The organism is Heyndrickxia sporothermodurans (genome assembly GCF_003055045.1).
GTDB lineage: Bacteria > Bacillota > Bacilli > Bacillales > Bacillaceae_C > Heyndrickxia > Heyndrickxia sporothermodurans.
This window is the reverse complement of sequence record NZ_NAZB01000019.1, coordinates 71,428-89,442: the sequence shown is the minus strand read 5'-3', so window position 1 is coordinate 89,442 and position 18,015 is coordinate 71,428. Positions and strand designations below refer to the sequence as shown.

Here is an 18,015-nt window from a genome sequence, read left to right as displayed (position 1 = left end):
TGATTTATGCTTTTTAATTGTTTTCTAATCGTTCCAAAAGTGAGGTCCATTCTTCATTTAATGGATCTTCATGAACGAGCGATCGAAAAATAGATATTGCTTCCACTCGCTTTCCATCTTCAATCAAAAAATATCCATAATCCGCTAAAAACTCCGGATTATTTTTTAAATCATTATATGCTTGCTGGTAGTGGTTTAATGCATCGTGAAATTTCTCGAGATTTTGAAATGAAATGGCAACGTCCCAGTGTAATTGCGGATCCATGTCCCCCTCTTTATCCATTTGTAAAGTAAGGTCTATCACGTCCTCATACCTGTTCTGATGTAGGAATAACTTGTTTAAAGTTAATGCTGCATCAATATACCCTGGGTCTAATGCTAACGCGTTCCGAAAATAAGTTTCAGCTAATTCCTCTTTACCCATTTTTAAAGCGAGTTTACCCCCAAATTGAAATAGCTCTTTATTATACTCATCAACAGCTATTCCTTCCTTAACCGCTTGCAAGGAGTTTGGAAGCTCTTCCTCACTTTCATAGCACTTAGCTAAATATAAGTAAAGTGAATGGTATTCAGGGTCTATCGCCTTCAGCTTATTAAATAATTCGATACCCTTCTTGTAAAAACCTGCTTGATAAGCCGTAAATGCATAGCCAAATAATGTATTAATATCATTATTTTCTTCTAAACCTTGCTCAAAGTACGGAAGTGCCTCTTCAAATTTTCCAGCTGCACTTAGCGCCTCTCCGATACGACTGTGTACATTTACTCCAACGAATGTATCATTTCCGGATACAATTAGTTCTTCATAAAACTTAATTGCTTCAATATTTCTCCCTAGAGAAGCATATAGCTCTGCTAAGGCAAAATCAACTATAGGCTCGTTAGGCAATATTTCCTTCGCTTGCAACAATTTATATTCACTTACTTCTGTTAAACCTTGCATTTGATAAAGGTCAGCTAAAATTAATAATGATCTTGGAAAATCAGGATCCGTCTCATTGACTGAATCTAGATAAGAGATCGCTTCTTCTTCATTATCCATTTCAATTAATATTTCAGCCAATGTTACTTTTAATTCTCCTTCATTCGGATATAACGCCAATAAATATTCATATAAATCTTTTGCCTCGTTTAAAAAGCCTAATTGTAATAATTCTTCTGCAAGTAAAAAAATGTCTTCGTGGCTTCCGGATGATTTTACCTTTGAAATACTCTCTTTCGCTCTTTCTAGTTCACCTTTTTCTAAAAACTGTATGATTTGCTGAATATTTTTCATAAAAATATTGATCCCTTTCTAAAGCCAATAATATATTTATACAAAAAGAGAAGTTCTATTTATAATTATTTCTTCCCCACAACCCGGACGGAACGCAACTGCGTTTTCAGATGTGACCACCCGGCCTTTGTGTACCATTATAGCTAATCTATCATAATCATAATGAATCCCTTTTTGTTCAGCAACTATCTTGTTTTTAAAATATAGATTATAGTTTATTTCTCCACCAATATGCAAATCTCCTCTTTTCGGATATAGACCAAATTTCTTCAAATTTTTCACAGATATTGGCGTTTTTTCTTGAATTTCATCAAATAATCTAGGGATTTTTTCCTCATCCAATACTTCATTCCATCTTTTTATAATGGTTTTCCGTTTCGTGTCTTTATTTGACAATATTGCTGGAATTAAAATTGGATTATACGGAAACATCGCTTCTCGGATCCACCCCCAAGGCATTTGAGATAGTAAAGATTCATCATCCAGTTCCACAAAGATTATTGCTATTTTCTCCTTTTTACATTTGCGTATTAGACTTGGGGAGAGTATTTTTATTGGAAGCCTTAATGCTAAAACATAATCAACAGGACTGTTTAGCAGTGATACTCTCTTTTTGTGAAGCTCTCGATCAAATTGATATTCGTATTGAATAGAAAAGGGAGTAATGATTGTGTGACACCCCTTTAATAAATAATGTCTTTTGGAGTATTGTTTTAATAACTGAAAGTTTTCACTGGGGAGATGGGAATCGAGCATGACATGAGTTGGAGTCATAATAAAAGATGAAACATCCATTTTCAAAATTGGCGTTTTAACGTTTGCAGGTTTAATCGATTGGACTGCATTATTTTTAATATAAAAGGAGATATTTTTTATACATTCTTCCTCTTCGGAATAAACATTTGCCCTTTCAATAATATACATGATTTCCCCTCCATCGAAATGGTATATAGACAAGCTATGCACCAAAAGAGGGGAAAATGACATTGAAATTAACTATAATTACTTAGTTGCTAGCAGTTGATGTAAATCTTCAAAAAATGTCGGATAGGAAACGTTTATTGCGTCCGTGCCTTCAAGATGGACAGTGTCTTTTGAAATTAACGAAGCAATACCCAACATCATTCCTATTCGATGGTCGCCATGGCTATGAACATGTCCACCGTTTAACTGGACTTTGCCCTTAATTATCATTCCATCGTTTGTTGCTTCAATATCTGCTCCTAAAGTTTTCAACTCTTTTACAACAGTATCAATACGATTCGTTTCTTTCACTTTTAATTCTTCAGCATTTTTAATAATCGTCGTTCCTTCAGCCTGTGTCGCAAGAAGGGCAATAATTGGCAATTCGTCTATTAAACGCGGAATTAAGTCCCCGCCAATCTCTATTCCTTTTAAATTTGATGTTTTAACCGTGATGTTTCCTACAGGTTCATACGTTTGGTCGCAATTTTCTTCAATATGAATGTCTCCACCCATTTCTTTTAAAACTTCAATAATACCAATCCTTGTTGGATTTAGTCCTACATTTTCCAATACTACCTCACTATTATTGATTAAGGCCGCAGCTACCATAAAAAACGCAGCAGAAGATATATCTCCGGGGACATCTATTTTCGCTCCATGGAGCTCCTGTTTCCCTGTTATTTTAATCGTATGTTGCTCTAATTTTATTTTGCCGCCGAATTGTTTAATCATTCTCTCTGTGTGATCTCGCGTAGAAACCGGTTCAATAATTGTCGTTTCACCATCAATTTGTAATGCCGCTAGCAATAATGCTGATTTTACTTGGGCGCTAGCTACAGGCATCTCGTATTGTATTGGCTTTAATTGGCCTCCAACAATCGATAAAGGAGTGTAATTACCTTGATTACGTCCTTGAATAATTGCTCCCATTTCTTGGAGGGGTTGTGTTACTCGATGCATAGGTCTTTTCGCTATCGACTCATCGCCAATAATAACTGTATGGAATGGTCTTCCCGCTAATAAACCAAGAATAAGGCGTGTAGTAGTGCCTGAATTACCCACATCCAATATGTCGACAGGCTCTAATAAACCATCGAATCCTATTCCATATATTCTAATCTCATCGATTGATTCCTCTATTTTTACACCTAATTTTCGAAAGCATTCGATTGTACTTCGACAGTCCGCTCCTTGTAAAAAGTTACGAACGATAGTGACTCCATTTGCGACTGCACCAAACATAATAGCCCGGTGTGAGATCGATTTATCTCCCGGAACTTTAATTGTTCCTTTTAGTCCTTTATTTACTGGATGAAGCTCAGTTACACTCATTTCATTTTTCATCACCTTTATTTCAATCTTTTTCAGTCTATTGGATAAATAATTCATAGGAAGTCCGGTTTTCCAAACATTTTTTTGCGTTTTCACGGTCTTCAGCATTTTGAAAACTGATTCGCAGAACACCATAAATATCTTCACGCGTTTCCAAAATTCGAACATTTGTAATGCTAATTCTTTCTTCTGCTAAATATCCTGTTATTTCAGAAATTACACCTGGATAGTCAGGTACATCAACGTATAGATCATAAAATGAATGTATAGCACCTTTCGTGTGAACCGGTAATTCGTCTCGATAAGTTTTCGCCTGAATAAAAAACTGAAAAATCCTGTCGTAATCTTCTTGTTCAATCATACCGCGAATATTTTCCATATCTTGATTCCACTCATTTAATAATCCTAATATTACCTGTTTATTTCTAATTGTAATATCCGACCACATGCTTGGATTTGATGAAGCAATTCTAGTAATGTCGCGAAATCCACCTGCTGCCAGTCTTGATAACAAAGGATATTTATCTTGATACGAACGAGCTTGGCCAACGAGTGAGGCAGCAATTATATGCGGAAAGTGACTTAAAATTCCCGTCATTTCATCATGTTCATCAGCTGACAATTCCAAAAATTTTGCATTTGTTCCTTTAAGTAATTGTCTTAACTCATTTATTCTTCCATTCGATACTTTTGATACAGAAGATAAAATATAAAAAGCATTTTCAAATAAATGTTCTCTCGCAGCTGTAACACCACTTTTATGGGAACCTGCCATTGGATGACCGCCAATGAAGCAAATTCCTTTTTCCGTTAGGATAGATGCTTTATTAATTATAGATTTCTTCGTGCTTGCTGTATCGGTTACAATTACATTTTCTTTTAATTGAAAATGTGATAATCGTTCAATCATTTTTTCTGTTTCCACAACTGGGATTGATATAACAATAAAATCCGCATTTTCCGCACCATGTTGTAAATTATTTTCTTCATGATCAATAACTTTTAAAATTTTCGCTTGATGTGTAGTGTTATGATCCACATCATATCCGATAATTTTCATATCAGGATACGATTTTTTAATCGATAATGCAATAGATCCTCCTATTAACCCTAAACCTATAATAAAAATATTTCCTTGCAAAAACGTCTCCCCCTGGATGTTATATTAAATATTTTCAGTTTTTAATCGCCTGTTTTTCAAGAAATGCCTTCATCGCGTCGATGACACCGCTATTTTGTTCACTCGTACCGATCGTTACCCGAATGGATGTAGGAAATCCTAATTGTTTCCCCGAACGGACAATGTACCCTTTTGATAGTAAAAATGTAAAAACATCATCGCCATCACATTGAAAATCGATTAAAATAAAATTGCCTTGAGATTGATAGTAATGTAAATTATGTTTTTGACAAAAGTCATAAAATCGTTCCAATTCTTTTTTATTTAATGCTGCGCATTGAGAAACAAACTCTTGATCCTTTAATGCCTCCGATGCTACCTTTTGAGCAAGGACATTCGTATTGAATGGTTGCCGAACAGGTTCTAACGCACTGATAATTTCTTCGGAAGCTATCCCATAGCCCACTCGAAAACTTGCAAGTCCATAGATTTTAGAAAATGTTCTCGTAACAATTAAATTCGGATATTTGTCAATAAGCGATAATGCATCATAATAATCATCAGCGTCAACATATTCATAATACGCTTCATCTAAAACAATTAATATATCCTTTGGTACTTGTTGGAGAAAATTCATCAATTTATCATTAGTGATATACGTACCTGTAGGATTATTGGGACTGCATAACCATACGATAGCTGTTTGGTGATCCAATGCTTTTAGCATATTATCAAGATCATGGTTGCCATCAACTAACGGAATTTCCCGTACTTCCGCACCTTCCATTATTGCATTATGTTTATATTGCGAAAAAGTTGGACATGCCATAACTGTATTTTTTCCCGGCTCAAGAAGGGCCTTTGAAATGATTTGTAATAATTCATCTGTGCCATTTGAGAAGATTAGCTGGGTAGGTTTAACACCAAGAAATTTGGCAGCTTCTTCGCGAAGATTAGTAGCGTATCCATCAGGATAATAGGAAAACGTTGATGTTGCATCCTCTTCCAGAACTTTTTTTACTTTTTCGGAAAATCCATAGGGGTTTTCATTAGAAGCCAATTTAAATATTTCTTTAAGATTATACATTTTTTTCACTTCGTCAATGGATTTACCTGGCTGATAAGCATGTAAATTAACTATTTGATTTTTCCATTTCATTATATCCACCTACCTATTTTTTTGGAGATCCGGTCGTAAAATCTTTGTATTTTTTAAATATACATGGTTAATCTCGTGCTGTTTACTTTCAGTGTTTATGTGCATCATAATGCGAATACAAAGTGGTAAACCCCCATCTACATTGATTTCCTTCATACACATAACAGGTACATATATCCAAGAAGGGAATCTGCGTAATGCTTTTGCCGGAAAAGTAGCATCAATATCATCGGTTACTGATATGAAAACAGAAGCAACATTCGTTGCTTCTAAATTATTTTGTTCTATCATTTCTTGCACTAATGTTTCAGTAGCTTCAATTATTTCCTTTTCCTTATTTTCAGAAACAGTCGTTGCTCCTCTAACCCCGCGAATCATGCTATTCCCCCTCTTGTTACTCGGATAATTTATAAAAGGTATCCTCCAAAAGGCTTTTTTCTACTTCAAACATAGTCGGTTTACCAATTTCTTCTAGAAGGACGAAGGCAGGCTTTCCTGATGTAGACTTTTTATCCCTTTTCATTAATTCATATAAAGTGTTAAATTCCATAGAAGAAGGGATTCGCCATTTATAATCTAATTTTTCTATCCAGTTAATAAAAGACTGAATATCAAAGGTTAGTCCTAAAAGATGTTTACTCAGTATTAACGCATAAACCATTCCACACATAACTGATTCTCCGTGTGTAAGCTCGCCAAAACCGGCTTTTGCTTCTATTGCATGTCCTAATGTATGCCCAAAATTCAAATATGCCCGAATCCCTGTTTCCTTTTCGTCTTTGCTTACAAACGATGATTTAATCTCAATTCCCTTTTTCAAGTATTTGGCCAGTTGAATATTGTCTAAGTGATTTAAAGAGGACAAATTCTCCATTAACTCTTGCAAAAAAGCCGGATCTGCAATTAAACCATGCTTAATCACTTCAGCAAAGCCGCTTCTAACTTGTCTTTCCGGCAAACTATGTAAAAAATTCGTATCATAAATCACCATCTCAGGTTGATAAAAAGCTCCTACCATGTTTTTACCAAGTGGATGATTAATTGCCACTTTTCCACCAACCGCGCTATCATGGGCTAAAATGGTCGTTGGAATTTGTATAAACGGAATCCCGCGCATATATGTAGCGGCTACAAAACCAGCAAGGTCTCCAACTGCTCCTCCACCGAAAGCAAGAATTACGGATTTTCGATCAAGACCGTTTTTTAATGCAAAAGAAAGACAGTCTTCATAAATTTTAAATGTTTTTGCTTTCTCACCGCTAGGAGTTGTATAAACAATCAGATTAGGAAGCTGCTCAATTAGTGTCCCTAAATGCAACTTACTTACTGTTTCATCCGTAATTAACATGATTTTAGTATATTCTTCTAGGCAACTGGATAGGAGATGCATAATATCAGAACCAATGTAAACAGAGTAGTTTTTTGATGCTGTATGAATAGCTACTTTTTCCATTTAAAACTTCCTGCCGTTCGCTTTTTCTTGCTCTACTAGTTCTTTTAGTGTACTAAAACGATCACTATAGTATTGGTTAACTATTGCATCAGCTACTTCCCAAGCAACAACTGCTTCAGCTACAACACTAGCAGCGGGAACGGCACAACTATCAGAACGTTCAATACTAGCCGTAAATGGCTCCTTCGTATCAATATCCACACTTTGCAAAGGTTTATATAAAGTAGGAATTGGTTTCATGACACCTCGAACAACGATAGGCATACCGGTCGTCATGCCACCTTCAAATCCCCCTAGTCGGTTTGTTTTTCTTTTATAACCTGTTTCTTTATTCCATATGATCTCATCATGTACTTGGCTGCCCGGTTTTCTTGCCATTTCAAATCCCAGGCCAAATTCTACGCCTTTAAATGCATTAATACTAATGATGGCACTTGCAATTTTCGCATCAAGTTTACGGTCATAATGGACATAACTACCTAATCCAGAAGGCACTCCTTCAACGATAACTTCCACGATACCGCCGATGGAATCACCATCCTTTTTAGCTTGGTCAATCGCTTCCATCATTTTAGCTTCAGCCGTTTCATCAAAACAACGAACTGGCGAATTTTCGGTTTTTTCCTTTAATTCTTGTAAAGAAGTATATTCGGCTGGATTCGCACGAATTCCACCTATCTCTAGAACATGTCCGGCTACTTCAATACCTAATAAAGATAAAAGCTTTTTAGCAACCGCACCGGCAGCAACTCTTACTGTCGTTTCCCTTGCAGATGACCGTTCAAGGACATTTCGCATGTCACGATGACCGTATTTTATTCCACCAACTAAATCGGCATGCCCTGGTCTTGGACGTGTTACTTTTCTTTTAATTTCTTCCGCTTGTCCATCCTCTAATGGGGGTATACCCATAATCTTTGTCCAATATTTCCAATCATTATTCTCGACGGCAAGCGTTACCGGAGAACCTAAAGTTAACCCATGCCGGACACCACTTACGATATTGGCTTGGTCTGTTTCAATTTGCATTCTTCTTCCCCGTCCATGACCTTTCTGTCTTCGGGTAAGTTCATAGTTAATATCTTCTGCTATTAGCGGCATACCTGCCGGCAATCCTTCAATAATTGTTGTAAGTTGCGGGCCATGAGATTCACCTGCTGTTAAATACCTCATAATGTTCCTCCTTTTAGCACTTTAAAGGATTTATGTATCACTATATCATAACTTCCAATATAGATAAACTAAAAAATTTCGAATCTTTGCGAAAATAACAAAGGCACGAAATATACATCTTATTTATCTATTCTTCGTATCGATCGTAGCATCACTTACATTTTTTTATAAAAAAATGTGTCTTCAATCGTAAAATTATAGGATTGCGGATTAAAGATTTGTTCAGTACTTCCTACAAATAAAGTTCCCCCCGTTCGAAGTGCGGAATTAAATTTATGATAAAGAAGATCTTTTGCCTCTTCCGTAAAATAAATTAAAACATTTCTGCATACGATTAAATCAAAATTTGATTCAAAGGAATCCGCAAGTAAATTATGTTGTTTAAAAGTCACGGTTTTTTTTATTTCATCTGAGACCCGATAATACGTGCCTTCTAGTGTAAAGTATTTTTTCTTCATTTCTACGGGAACTTCATTTAACGACCTTTCCGGGTATATTCCGATTTTCGCTTTTTCGATTGCGTTACTATCTAAATCAGTAGCCAATATAGAGATGCTAGATAAAGGTATATATTTAGATAATACCATTGCTATTGTATAAGGTTCCTCACCGGTTGACGAAGCGGCGGACCATATTTTTAATGACTTCCTTTCAGCTAATAAACGTGGGAATATTTTATTTTCCAAAACGTCCCACCTCTGTTTGTTACGATAAAACTCGGAAACGTTTATCGTCATTCTGTCTAAAAATTCATGTAAAATGTCAGAATTAGCATTCATAGATTGAAAGTATTCTTGAAATGAGGTATATCCTTTTTTTTCATACAATGATGTTAACCGTCTTTTCATTTGTGCCTCTTTATATAAAGACAAATCAATATTTGTTTTTCTTTTTACTTGGCTGATAAATTCTTTGTAATCAATACTCATTGTCTAATCTCCCATGAAAAAGTCATCTTTACTTAAGTATAATGAATTTTATATTAAAGTGGATATTTTTTTATTTTCATTGCTATAAAAAAAGATCGGCAATTAATGCCGATCTTTTCAGATTAATAAATCCAGTTATTAATTAATTTTGTATATTCCACGAGTTCTTCTTCTTTAAAGAAAAGACCAATTTCTCTTTCCGCACTTTCAGGTGAATCTGATCCATGAATGATGTTTTTGCCTACCGTTACTCCAAAGTCACCACGAATTGTTCCCGGAGCAGCATCTTTAGGATTTGTAGAACCCATCATTTGACGTGCAGTTGCAATGACATTTTCTCCTTGCCAAACCATTGCAAATACCGGACTTGAAGTAATGAAGTCGACTAGCTCACCGAAGAAAGGGCGCTCTTTATGTTCACCATAATGTTGTTCAGCTAATTCTTTTGAAACGCTCATCAATTTTGCACCAACAAGATGAAATCCCTTTTTCTCGAAACGGGAAACGATTTCACCGATTAATTCTCTTTGCACTCCATCAGGTTTTACCATTAAAAAAGTCTTTTCCATCATTATGCCTCCTACGCTGTATCTCGACTGGACTTATGTATCCTCGAAAATAGTACCATTATTTACGAGTTTTAGCAATAAGAAAACGCTTCAATTATTCGTTCTAGTACTTTCGTTTCCCTATAAAATTGGCAACATCAAAAAGAGATTTTCTAAAACGATTATTAGGAAGCTTTTCCAATATAGACATTGCTTTCTTTAAATACCTTTGACTCATTTCATATGACTTTTCGATCGCACCTGTTTTTTTGATCATAGAAATGAGATATTTCATCTCATCTTTAGTTGTACTTTCATTCACTTTCTCAATCATTACTGCAACATCACGATTTTGCATTGCGTACAAAACAGGCAAAGTAATATTCCCCTGAAGTAAATCACCACCGGCCGGCTTTCCAAGTTCTTTTTCCGATGCAGTAAAATCTAATATATCATCAGTGATTTGATAAGACATACCGACATAATAGCCGAACATATATAATTTTTTATGTAATTCTTCATCAGTACCAGCGGCAACGGCTCCTAATTGGCAACTAGCAGCAATCAAGATTGCCGTCTTCCTCTTAATTCGACGAAGATAATCTCTTAGATTTTGATTAAAACGATATTTATCTTGTATTTGTTTAATTTCCCCAATACATACTTCTACCATTGTATCTGCCAAAATTCGATGGGCTGCTGGGTTATTAATCTTTGTCATATACTCAAGGGAACAAGCTAAAATATAATCACCTGCGTACATTGCGGTACGGTTATCCCATGTAGCTTTTACAGTTGGCTTCCCCCGACGTAATTCTGCATCATCAATTACATCATCATGCACTAGTGAAGCCATATGAATAAGTTCTAATGAAACTGCAACATTTTTAATCATTTCAATATCATAGTTTCCAAATTTAGCTGATAGTAGAACAAAAATAGGGCGAATTCTTTTTCCACCAGCTTGAATCAAATTCAAAGAAGCATTTTGTAATAAAGCCGATTCAGATTGTATCGCAGTGATAAGTTCTTTTTCAATAATATCGATATCCGTTTTTAAAAACGAATACAATCTTTGTAATTTCATATTATTTCCACCCAGCTTATCTTTTCTCTTTATAGCCTATATGCGATGCTGCCGCACCTCCACTATATGACTTATATTGAATGTTGTTAAATCCAGCATGCTCAAACAAAATCGCAAGCTCTTTCATTCCTGGAAAATCCCTTGCAGATTCTTGCAACCAAGAATATTCCTTATAACTTTTGGCAAATAGCTTACCCATAATAGGCATAATAAAACGAAAATAGAAATTAAACAGTTGACGATAACCTAATAACGTAGGATGAGAAGTTTCTAGGCATACGGCTAATCCGCCAGGTTTAAGGACACGGTACATTTCCTTTAGTACGTGTAAATAATCAGGTACATTTCTTAAACCAAAACCAATAGTTACATAATCAAATGTATCGTCTTCAAATGGCAGCTCCATCGCATTACCATGAATGATTTCCACTTGTTTTAAGCCTAATGTTTGAACTTTTTCCTCTGCAATTTTAAGCATATTTTTACTAAAATCTAATCCAATAACTTTTCCCTCTGGCCCTACTGCATCTGCTAATGCAATCGTCCAATCTCCTGTACCGCAACAAACATCTAATGCTGTTTTTCCTTTTCCAACAGCCATTTTATTCATTGTATCTTTTCGCCATTTAAGATGTTGTTGAAAACTAATGACAGAATTCATTTTATCATAATTACCGTAGATGGACTCAAATACATGATGTACACGTTCTTCTTTTGATTGCACCTGACTCTCCCTCTTCCAAAAATAGTTTCATTTAGCTTTCCTGATTAAGGAGTATATTTATCCTCTGATCCATTAGTTCATTAAGTTTTACCTGTTCCTTCACATTTAAAATAGTATCTTTTGTTTGCTTTATGTATTTTTGACAAGTCTGAATTAATACATTCTTATTTTCATTTGAAAGCTGATGAAAAGAATCTTGATTCGTAGGGAAGATAAACTTTTTTAACGCTTCAAAAAAGTAAGAGGATCCGCCTTCTAATGCTTTTTCTTTTTCCCTCAATAGTTTATTTAATAACAATATTTCTTCACTAAGTAGAGACAAATGATTAAATCCAAAAAAGTGGATAAACTTAGACACGATTGTAGATTCAGTTTTCTTTAATGTATGAATATAGTCTTTTAGGTTATTGTCTTCAATTCGATACAAGATTATTTTATATTCATTAACAAGCTTAATGCCACTAGCCAAAGAACTTATTAGTGGGACATTTTCTACTTCTGCTAATAGTTTATAATATAATCCGCTATAATAATCCCCTGCAAGGACTGTTAGTTGCTGTTTTTTTAACGGCTCGTTAGCGTTATTAACTTTATCATGGGTATCAAGGGCAATTTGGATGAGCATAGCAGTTGTTACATAGCGCTCAATGCTTGCAGCAGGCAAGTTCAGTGCAGATAAGCTTTCAATAAGAATCATGATACGATCCTCATCAATATACGGTTTATCTATGTATTGCATTAAATAATTTTGTGATATTTTTTGTTGAATATTTTCTTTGATTGAAGCAACTTGTTGCATCCTTTCTTGCAAGTTCATTTCCCTTAATCCCCATTTCTTCCTCAATTTCTGACAATGTTAAATTTATTTTTCTACTACGATTCACATAAAATTTATTATAACATATAAAGTTTATTTTCTGTGAGATTTGAATAATTAAGATTTAATTAATGTCAAAATTTCTGAGCGTGCGCATTGATCAGTTTCAAAAGAACCACGAACTGCTGTTGTTATCGTTTTTGAACCTGGTTTTTTCACACCTCTCATCGTCATGCACATATGCTCCGCCTCTATAACAACCATTACACCATGTGGATCTAGTTTTTCATTAATAGCATCTGCTACAGTAGAGGTAATACGTTCTTGTAACTGTGGGCGTTTTGCAACTGTTTCGATTGCGCGGGCAAGCCTACTAAGACCAGTAACTTTTCCGTTTCGTGGTAAATAAGCAATATGGGCCTTTCCAAAAAAAGGGATGAGATGATGTTCACAAATTGAATAAAATGGGATGTCCTTAACTAAAACAAGTTCCTCATAATTTTCACTAAAAACAAGCTCAAATAACTCCTTCGGATCTTGATTAATACCACTAAATATTTCTTCATACATATTTGCAACACGTTTAGGTGTGTCTAGTAGCCCTTCTCTATTGGGATCTTCTCCTACTGCTTCTATAATCAGCCGGATTGCTTCTTCAATTTGTTCGCGATTGATCTCTCCCATGTTGTACCTCCTGCATTGTAAATCGTGCATCATAACTTCTTAATATTAGCATACAGGAAAGGACACAGCAAAATACAAATAGTAAAACATAAAGCATACTAAAATTCTTTAAAAATGGCTTTGATAAACTTCCCTATAAATAGAAAAAAAGGGCTAATAAAATCAGCCCTTTCTTTCACGCTCAAAGCGAAACGTATGTACTTATTATTTCACAGCATCTTTAAGCGCTTTACCTGGTTTGAATGCAGGAACCTTGCTAGCAGCAATTTCAATTTCTTCACCAGTTTGTGGATTACGTCCTTTACGAGCAGCACGTTCACGTACTTCAAAGTTACCAAATCCAATTAATTGGACTTTATCACCATTTGCTAATGCATTTTGAATTGATTCAAAAATCGCATCAACCGCTTTAGTTGCATCTTTTTTGGAAAGTTCTGTGCTTTCAGCAACAGCATTGATTAATTCTGTTTTGTTCATGCCGTTCACCTCCTCCCGAAATATTAAAAACATTTTGTTTTTGTTTATTTACATTAGTAAACATTTTATCCGGTTTATATACATGTAAACCGTTAAAAACCTTAAGAATGTTGCTGAAATAGCATCAACAACAATTCTGATAAAAGATTATCACAATAAAATCACGTTAGCAAGAATAAATCGTGAAATAATGGGAAACTTTTCTTAAAAACGACAAAATGCCAGGCATTTTGCCTGACATTTTGCTATTAAAGGATAATGGCGATCAATCCGCCTGACCCCTCATTAATTATTCTTTCCAATGTTTCTTTAAGCTTATATCGTGCATTTTCCGGCATAAGCGATAGTTTAGCCTGAATTCCTTCACGTACAATTGAACTTAAATTACGGCCAAATATATCGGAATTCCAGATTGAAAGCGGATTATCTTCAAAGTCTTGCATTAAATAACGTACAAGTTCTTCACTTTGTTTTTCTGTCCCAATAATTGGAGAAAATTCTGATTCCACATCTACTTTAATCATGTGGATGGAAGGAGCAACCGCCTTTAATCTTACACCGAATCTTGAACCTTGACGGATAATTTCCGGTTCATCCAAACTCATATCACCTAATGTTGGAGAAGCAATTCCATAACCTGTTTGTTTAACCATTTTCAATGCATCGGATATTTGGTCATATTCTCTTTTTGCATGTGAAAAATCCTGCATTAATTCGAGTAAGTGATCTTTTCCACGAATTTCAACACCAACAATTTCTTTTAATACTTGATCATATAATTCGTCAGGTGCATAAAGATCAATTTCAGCGACCCCATGCCCCATTTCAATTCCTGCCAAACCGGCATCATGAATAAATTCGTATTCACTAAATTGTTGGACGACTCGATCTACGTCTCTTAGCCTTTTAATATCTTTAACTGTTTCTTTTACCGCTTCTTGATAGTTTTCCCGGAGCCAATGATTCTCCGTTAAAACCATTACCCAACTTGGTAGATTTACATTTACTTCAAGTACCGGGAATTCATAAAGCGCTTCACGAAGTACATTTAATACATCGCCTTCACGCATACTTTCAACTGACATTGCTAAAACAGGAATATCGTATTTTTCAGCAAGTGAACTACGTAATGACTCCGTTTCAGGATGATGGGGCCGAGCTGAATTGACAACCATAATAAATGGCTTTCCAACCTCTTTTAATTCCGCAATGACCCTTTCTTCGGCTTCAACATAATCATGCCTAGGAATTTCGCCAATTGATCCATCAGTAGTAATCACAACCCCGATTACCGAATGCTCCTGAATAACTTTTCTTGTTCCAATTTCTGCAGCCTCATGAAAAGAAATTGGTTCTTCATACCATGGCGTATGAATCATTCGAGGGCCGTTCTCGTCCTCATATCCTTTTGCACCTGGTACAGTGTAACCAACACAATCAACAAGACGAATATTTACATCCAAACCGTCATCGACATGGACAGAAGCAGCTTGGTTTGGGACAAACTTCGGTTCTGTTGTCATAATGGTTCTTCCAGCAGCACTTTGGGGTAATTCATCTTGTGCGCGATTTCTATCTGCTTCACTCGCAATATTCGGTAACACCACTAATTCCATAAATTTCTTTATAAATGTAGACTTTCCTGTACGTACTGCTCCAACTACGCCTAAATAAATGTCGCCGCCTGTTCTCTCAGCGATATCTTTAAAAATATCAACCTTTTCCAAGAGATTCCCTCCCCACATTAAGTTACCGGGTACATCTTTAAAATGATTTGGACACTATATGTGTATGATGTTGTCCTATTCTCTTATGACAATAAAATGATGAATAATCATCTTTTTTCTATCATTTTTGGCCATGTTAACTTATTCTTCGAAAAATAGAGGATAATTCCCATTTCAACATAAAATAATAACAAAGCCATAAAAATAAAACCCTTCCTCTACAATATATTTTGTAAAGAAAGGGTTATGACTACTTTGTCAAAAAAATAGGTTCGTTTTTTTCATCCACTGTATAAGGTAAAGAGTACGCTGGAACAAACTGCGAGTTTTTCGTTAGTATAGAGCGGATATCTTCACCTTGTTTCACATGTTCTTTATTATTTTTTAAAGCTTGGTATAAGTCACTGCTGTAATCCACATAAATCTCTCCCTTTGTTGTGATTACAAAGGGAAGATTATTGTTCGTATAAGGAGAAATTGCATACGGCTCCTCTTTATATCCAATTTTTTTATAATTAATCGTATATACATTTTTACTAACTTGGTCTTTGAAAGGAGGATACCCTTGAGCGTCAATACGCATATGTATTTCTCTTACTTTCTCAGCTATCCGTAAATCAAATATTTTCACTTTAGGTTTGTTTTCAACATCTATTAGAACATATTGAAAAATACCCCCATTTTCATATGAATTTCCCGGAGCATCCGATAAATAGTTTGGAATCATCTTTTTAAAATCTATTGGATATTTTTCATATATTGGTGTACTTTGATCTTTTGTTTTAATGGGAAGTATTCCATCATTATCCTTTTGAAATTTGTTAACTGCTTTTTGAACTTCTTCGATTTGACTTTCATAAGGCACTTGATTTTTTGCTAACTTATCTTGAGGATACATACATCCACTTAAAAATGCAATCAATGATAAAACTAGAATTAGAAGTGTAAATCTCTTCAAAATACTATTTCAATCCTTTCCGAAAAGGTATAATTTTAATTGCCTGTTGGTCCAGTAAATACAACAAATACCATAATAATGCCGCCAACAATTAAACATAAATATGCAAATAATGCAGTAATCGCTTTTAATAATTTCATTTTAATTTTGTACCTACTAAAATAAATGGCAATCATCGCAACGGCCAATAAACCCATTCCTGCAATGGAAATCCACATTTTCAGCATCGATTCAGACATACCTATTTCCACCTTTTCAAAAAATTTGGTGCATGCTACATATTTTAGATTAATTTTCTACAAACTACGGAACATATTATAACATATTCCTTACTAATCGCTAGCATGGATTGTTGTTTTAAAAAATGAAAGTAACTGAAAATAAAAAAACTGAGGTAAGCGGCGTTAACCTTACCTCAGTAAAAATATTAGACAGATACCCATTCCACTAGTTTAAAGCTTTTACTTCATGGCATTTTATGCAATTTCATACAGTTTTGCATCGTCGAATGCCTAATAAGAAGATAATTAATCATTTAATAAATTTGTTAAATCTTCGTTTTCATGTGTTTTTAATCTACCCATTAAGCTATCGACCGCTTCCTTTGGATTAAATTCATTAAATAACACACTGTATAATGCATTAGCAATTGGCATTTGTACATCATATTTCCTCGCCAGCTGGTGTGCTGCTTTAGTTGTTCTTACACCTTCTACAACCATTCCCATATTTTCCAGCACTTCATTAAGTTTCATTCCTTTACCAAGCATATTTCCAGCTCTCCAATTTCTTGAATGAACGCTAGTACATGTAACAATTAAATCCCCAATACCAGAAAGGCCTAAAAATGTTAACGGATTAGCGCCCATTTTTGTTCCTAATCGAGCTATCTCAGCTAATCCTCTAGTAATTAATGCTGCTTTGGCATTATCACCGTAACCAAGACCATCAGAGATCCCTGCGGCTAATGCAATAATGTTTTTCAACGCACCGCCAATTTCGACACCAATAATATCCGAATTGGTATAAACACGAAAATTTTGGTTCATAAATAAATCTTGCACATGCTTAGCGGCTTCTTCATTTTCCGAGGAAACAGTTACGGTTGTTGGATGCCTTAAACTTACTTCTTCGGCGTGACTCGGTCCAGATAAAACAACAATGTCTTGCAAGAGATCATTTGGAAATTCTTCTTTAATCATTTCTGAAATTCTAAGTAATGTATCAGGTTCAATCCCTTTACTAACATGGATAATTGTAATTGGTTTTGTTTGAAACTTGGCAATTTTCCCTAACACTTCACGAATAGCCTTTGTCGGAACGGCGAGTACAATATTATTAATGCCGTTCATTGCCATCTCTAAAGAATCATAGCCAATGATAGATTCGGATAATTGAATATCAGGTAAATATTTTTTATTTGTATGAGAACGATTTATCTCCTCAATTTGCTCTTTCTTATGACCCCATAAGTGAACTTCATGTTCATTATCAGCTAGTACTATTGCAAGTGCTGTCCCCCAGCTACCTGCACCAATTACTGCAATTTTTTCATTTTTACAAGTCATTTTCATCACCTAATTAT

General features: G+C 35.0%; 19 protein-coding genes. All 19 read right to left on the bottom strand.

The window, feature by feature from the left end:
• Positions 1–13: 13 nt before the first annotated feature.
• A complete protein-coding gene (locus B5V89_RS08080; RefSeq protein ID WP_108071390.1) occupies positions 14–1,276 on the bottom strand; it encodes a tetratricopeptide repeat protein in 1,263 nt (420 codons plus the stop codon).
• Between the two features lie 36 nt (positions 1,277–1,312).
• On the bottom strand, positions 1,313–2,200 hold the full coding sequence (locus B5V89_RS08075) for a hypothetical protein (protein WP_108071388.1): 888 nt from the start codon (positions 2,198–2,200) through the stop codon (positions 1,313–1,315).
• A gap of 78 nt (positions 2,201–2,278) precedes the next feature.
• Positions 2,279–3,574 (bottom strand): 3-phosphoshikimate 1-carboxyvinyltransferase, encoded by a 1,296-nt coding sequence (aroA, locus tag B5V89_RS08070; protein ID WP_108071699.1) that lies wholly within the window; start codon positions 3,572–3,574, stop codon positions 2,279–2,281.
• A gap of 37 nt (positions 3,575–3,611) precedes the next feature.
• Entirely contained in the window at positions 3,612–4,715 is a 1,104-nt protein-coding gene (locus B5V89_RS08065) for a prephenate dehydrogenase (protein ID WP_108071386.1), read from the bottom strand.
• A gap of 34 nt (positions 4,716–4,749) precedes the next feature.
• Positions 4,750–5,853: a histidinol-phosphate transaminase gene (gene hisC / locus B5V89_RS08060; RefSeq protein WP_066228634.1), complete on the bottom strand. Its 1,104-nt coding sequence runs from the start codon at positions 5,851–5,853 to the stop codon at positions 4,750–4,752.
• Between the two features lie 9 nt (positions 5,854–5,862).
• Positions 5,863–6,231, bottom strand: coding sequence for a chorismate mutase (gene aroH, locus B5V89_RS08055; protein ID WP_107920400.1), 369 nt, complete (start codon positions 6,229–6,231; stop codon positions 5,863–5,865).
• Positions 6,232–6,247: 16 nt separating this feature from the next.
• Entirely contained in the window at positions 6,248–7,306 is a 1,059-nt protein-coding gene (aroB, locus tag B5V89_RS08050; protein WP_108071384.1) for a 3-dehydroquinate synthase, read from the bottom strand.
• Positions 7,307–8,479, bottom strand: coding sequence for a chorismate synthase (gene aroC / locus B5V89_RS08045; RefSeq protein ID WP_108071382.1), 1,173 nt, complete (start codon positions 8,477–8,479; stop codon positions 7,307–7,309). It abuts the gene before it with no gap.
• A gap of 155 nt (positions 8,480–8,634) precedes the next feature.
• Entirely contained in the window at positions 8,635–9,408 is a 774-nt protein-coding gene (locus B5V89_RS08040) for a CheR family methyltransferase (RefSeq protein WP_107920398.1), read from the bottom strand.
• Between the two features lie 122 nt (positions 9,409–9,530).
• Positions 9,531–9,977 (bottom strand): nucleoside-diphosphate kinase, encoded by a 447-nt coding sequence (ndk, locus tag B5V89_RS08035; protein WP_066228652.1) that lies wholly within the window; start codon positions 9,975–9,977, stop codon positions 9,531–9,533.
• A 103-nt stretch (positions 9,978–10,080) separates the two neighbouring features.
• Positions 10,081–11,043, bottom strand: a complete 963-nt coding sequence (hepT, locus tag B5V89_RS08030; protein ID WP_066228655.1) for a heptaprenyl diphosphate synthase component II — start codon at positions 11,041–11,043, stop codon at positions 10,081–10,083.
• 16 nt (positions 11,044–11,059) lie between these two features.
• Positions 11,060–11,767, bottom strand: coding sequence for a demethylmenaquinone methyltransferase (locus B5V89_RS08025; protein WP_066228658.1), 708 nt, complete (start codon positions 11,765–11,767; stop codon positions 11,060–11,062).
• Between the two features lie 31 nt (positions 11,768–11,798).
• The gene (locus tag B5V89_RS08020; RefSeq protein WP_108071380.1) at positions 11,799–12,584 is read right to left on the bottom strand and encodes a heptaprenyl diphosphate synthase component 1; all 786 of its coding nucleotides are present in this window, start codon (positions 12,582–12,584) and stop codon (positions 11,799–11,801) included.
• Between the two features lie 117 nt (positions 12,585–12,701).
• A complete protein-coding gene (gene folE / locus B5V89_RS08015) occupies positions 12,702–13,268 on the bottom strand; it encodes a GTP cyclohydrolase I FolE (RefSeq protein ID WP_066228664.1) in 567 nt (188 codons plus the stop codon).
• A 204-nt stretch (positions 13,269–13,472) separates the two neighbouring features.
• The gene (locus B5V89_RS08010; RefSeq protein WP_066228667.1) at positions 13,473–13,745 is read right to left on the bottom strand and encodes an HU family DNA-binding protein; all 273 of its coding nucleotides are present in this window, start codon (positions 13,743–13,745) and stop codon (positions 13,473–13,475) included.
• Positions 13,746–13,993: 248 nt separating this feature from the next.
• A complete protein-coding gene (spoIVA, locus tag B5V89_RS08005; protein WP_108071378.1) occupies positions 13,994–15,472 on the bottom strand; it encodes a stage IV sporulation protein A in 1,479 nt (492 codons plus the stop codon).
• A gap of 250 nt (positions 15,473–15,722) precedes the next feature.
• Complete coding sequence (locus tag B5V89_RS08000) at positions 15,723–16,430, bottom strand: hypothetical protein (protein WP_425319822.1); 708 nt, start codon at positions 16,428–16,430, stop codon at positions 15,723–15,725.
• 35 nt (positions 16,431–16,465) lie between these two features.
• A complete protein-coding gene (locus B5V89_RS07995) occupies positions 16,466–16,669 on the bottom strand; it encodes a DUF2768 domain-containing protein (RefSeq protein WP_066228678.1) in 204 nt (67 codons plus the stop codon).
• Between the two features lie 288 nt (positions 16,670–16,957).
• Positions 16,958–17,998 carry an NAD(P)H-dependent glycerol-3-phosphate dehydrogenase gene (locus tag B5V89_RS07990; protein ID WP_108071374.1) on the bottom strand — a complete coding sequence of 347 codons (1,041 nt, stop codon included), beginning with the start codon at positions 17,996–17,998 and terminating at the stop codon, positions 16,958–16,960.
• Positions 17,999–18,015: the final 17 nt, after the last annotated feature.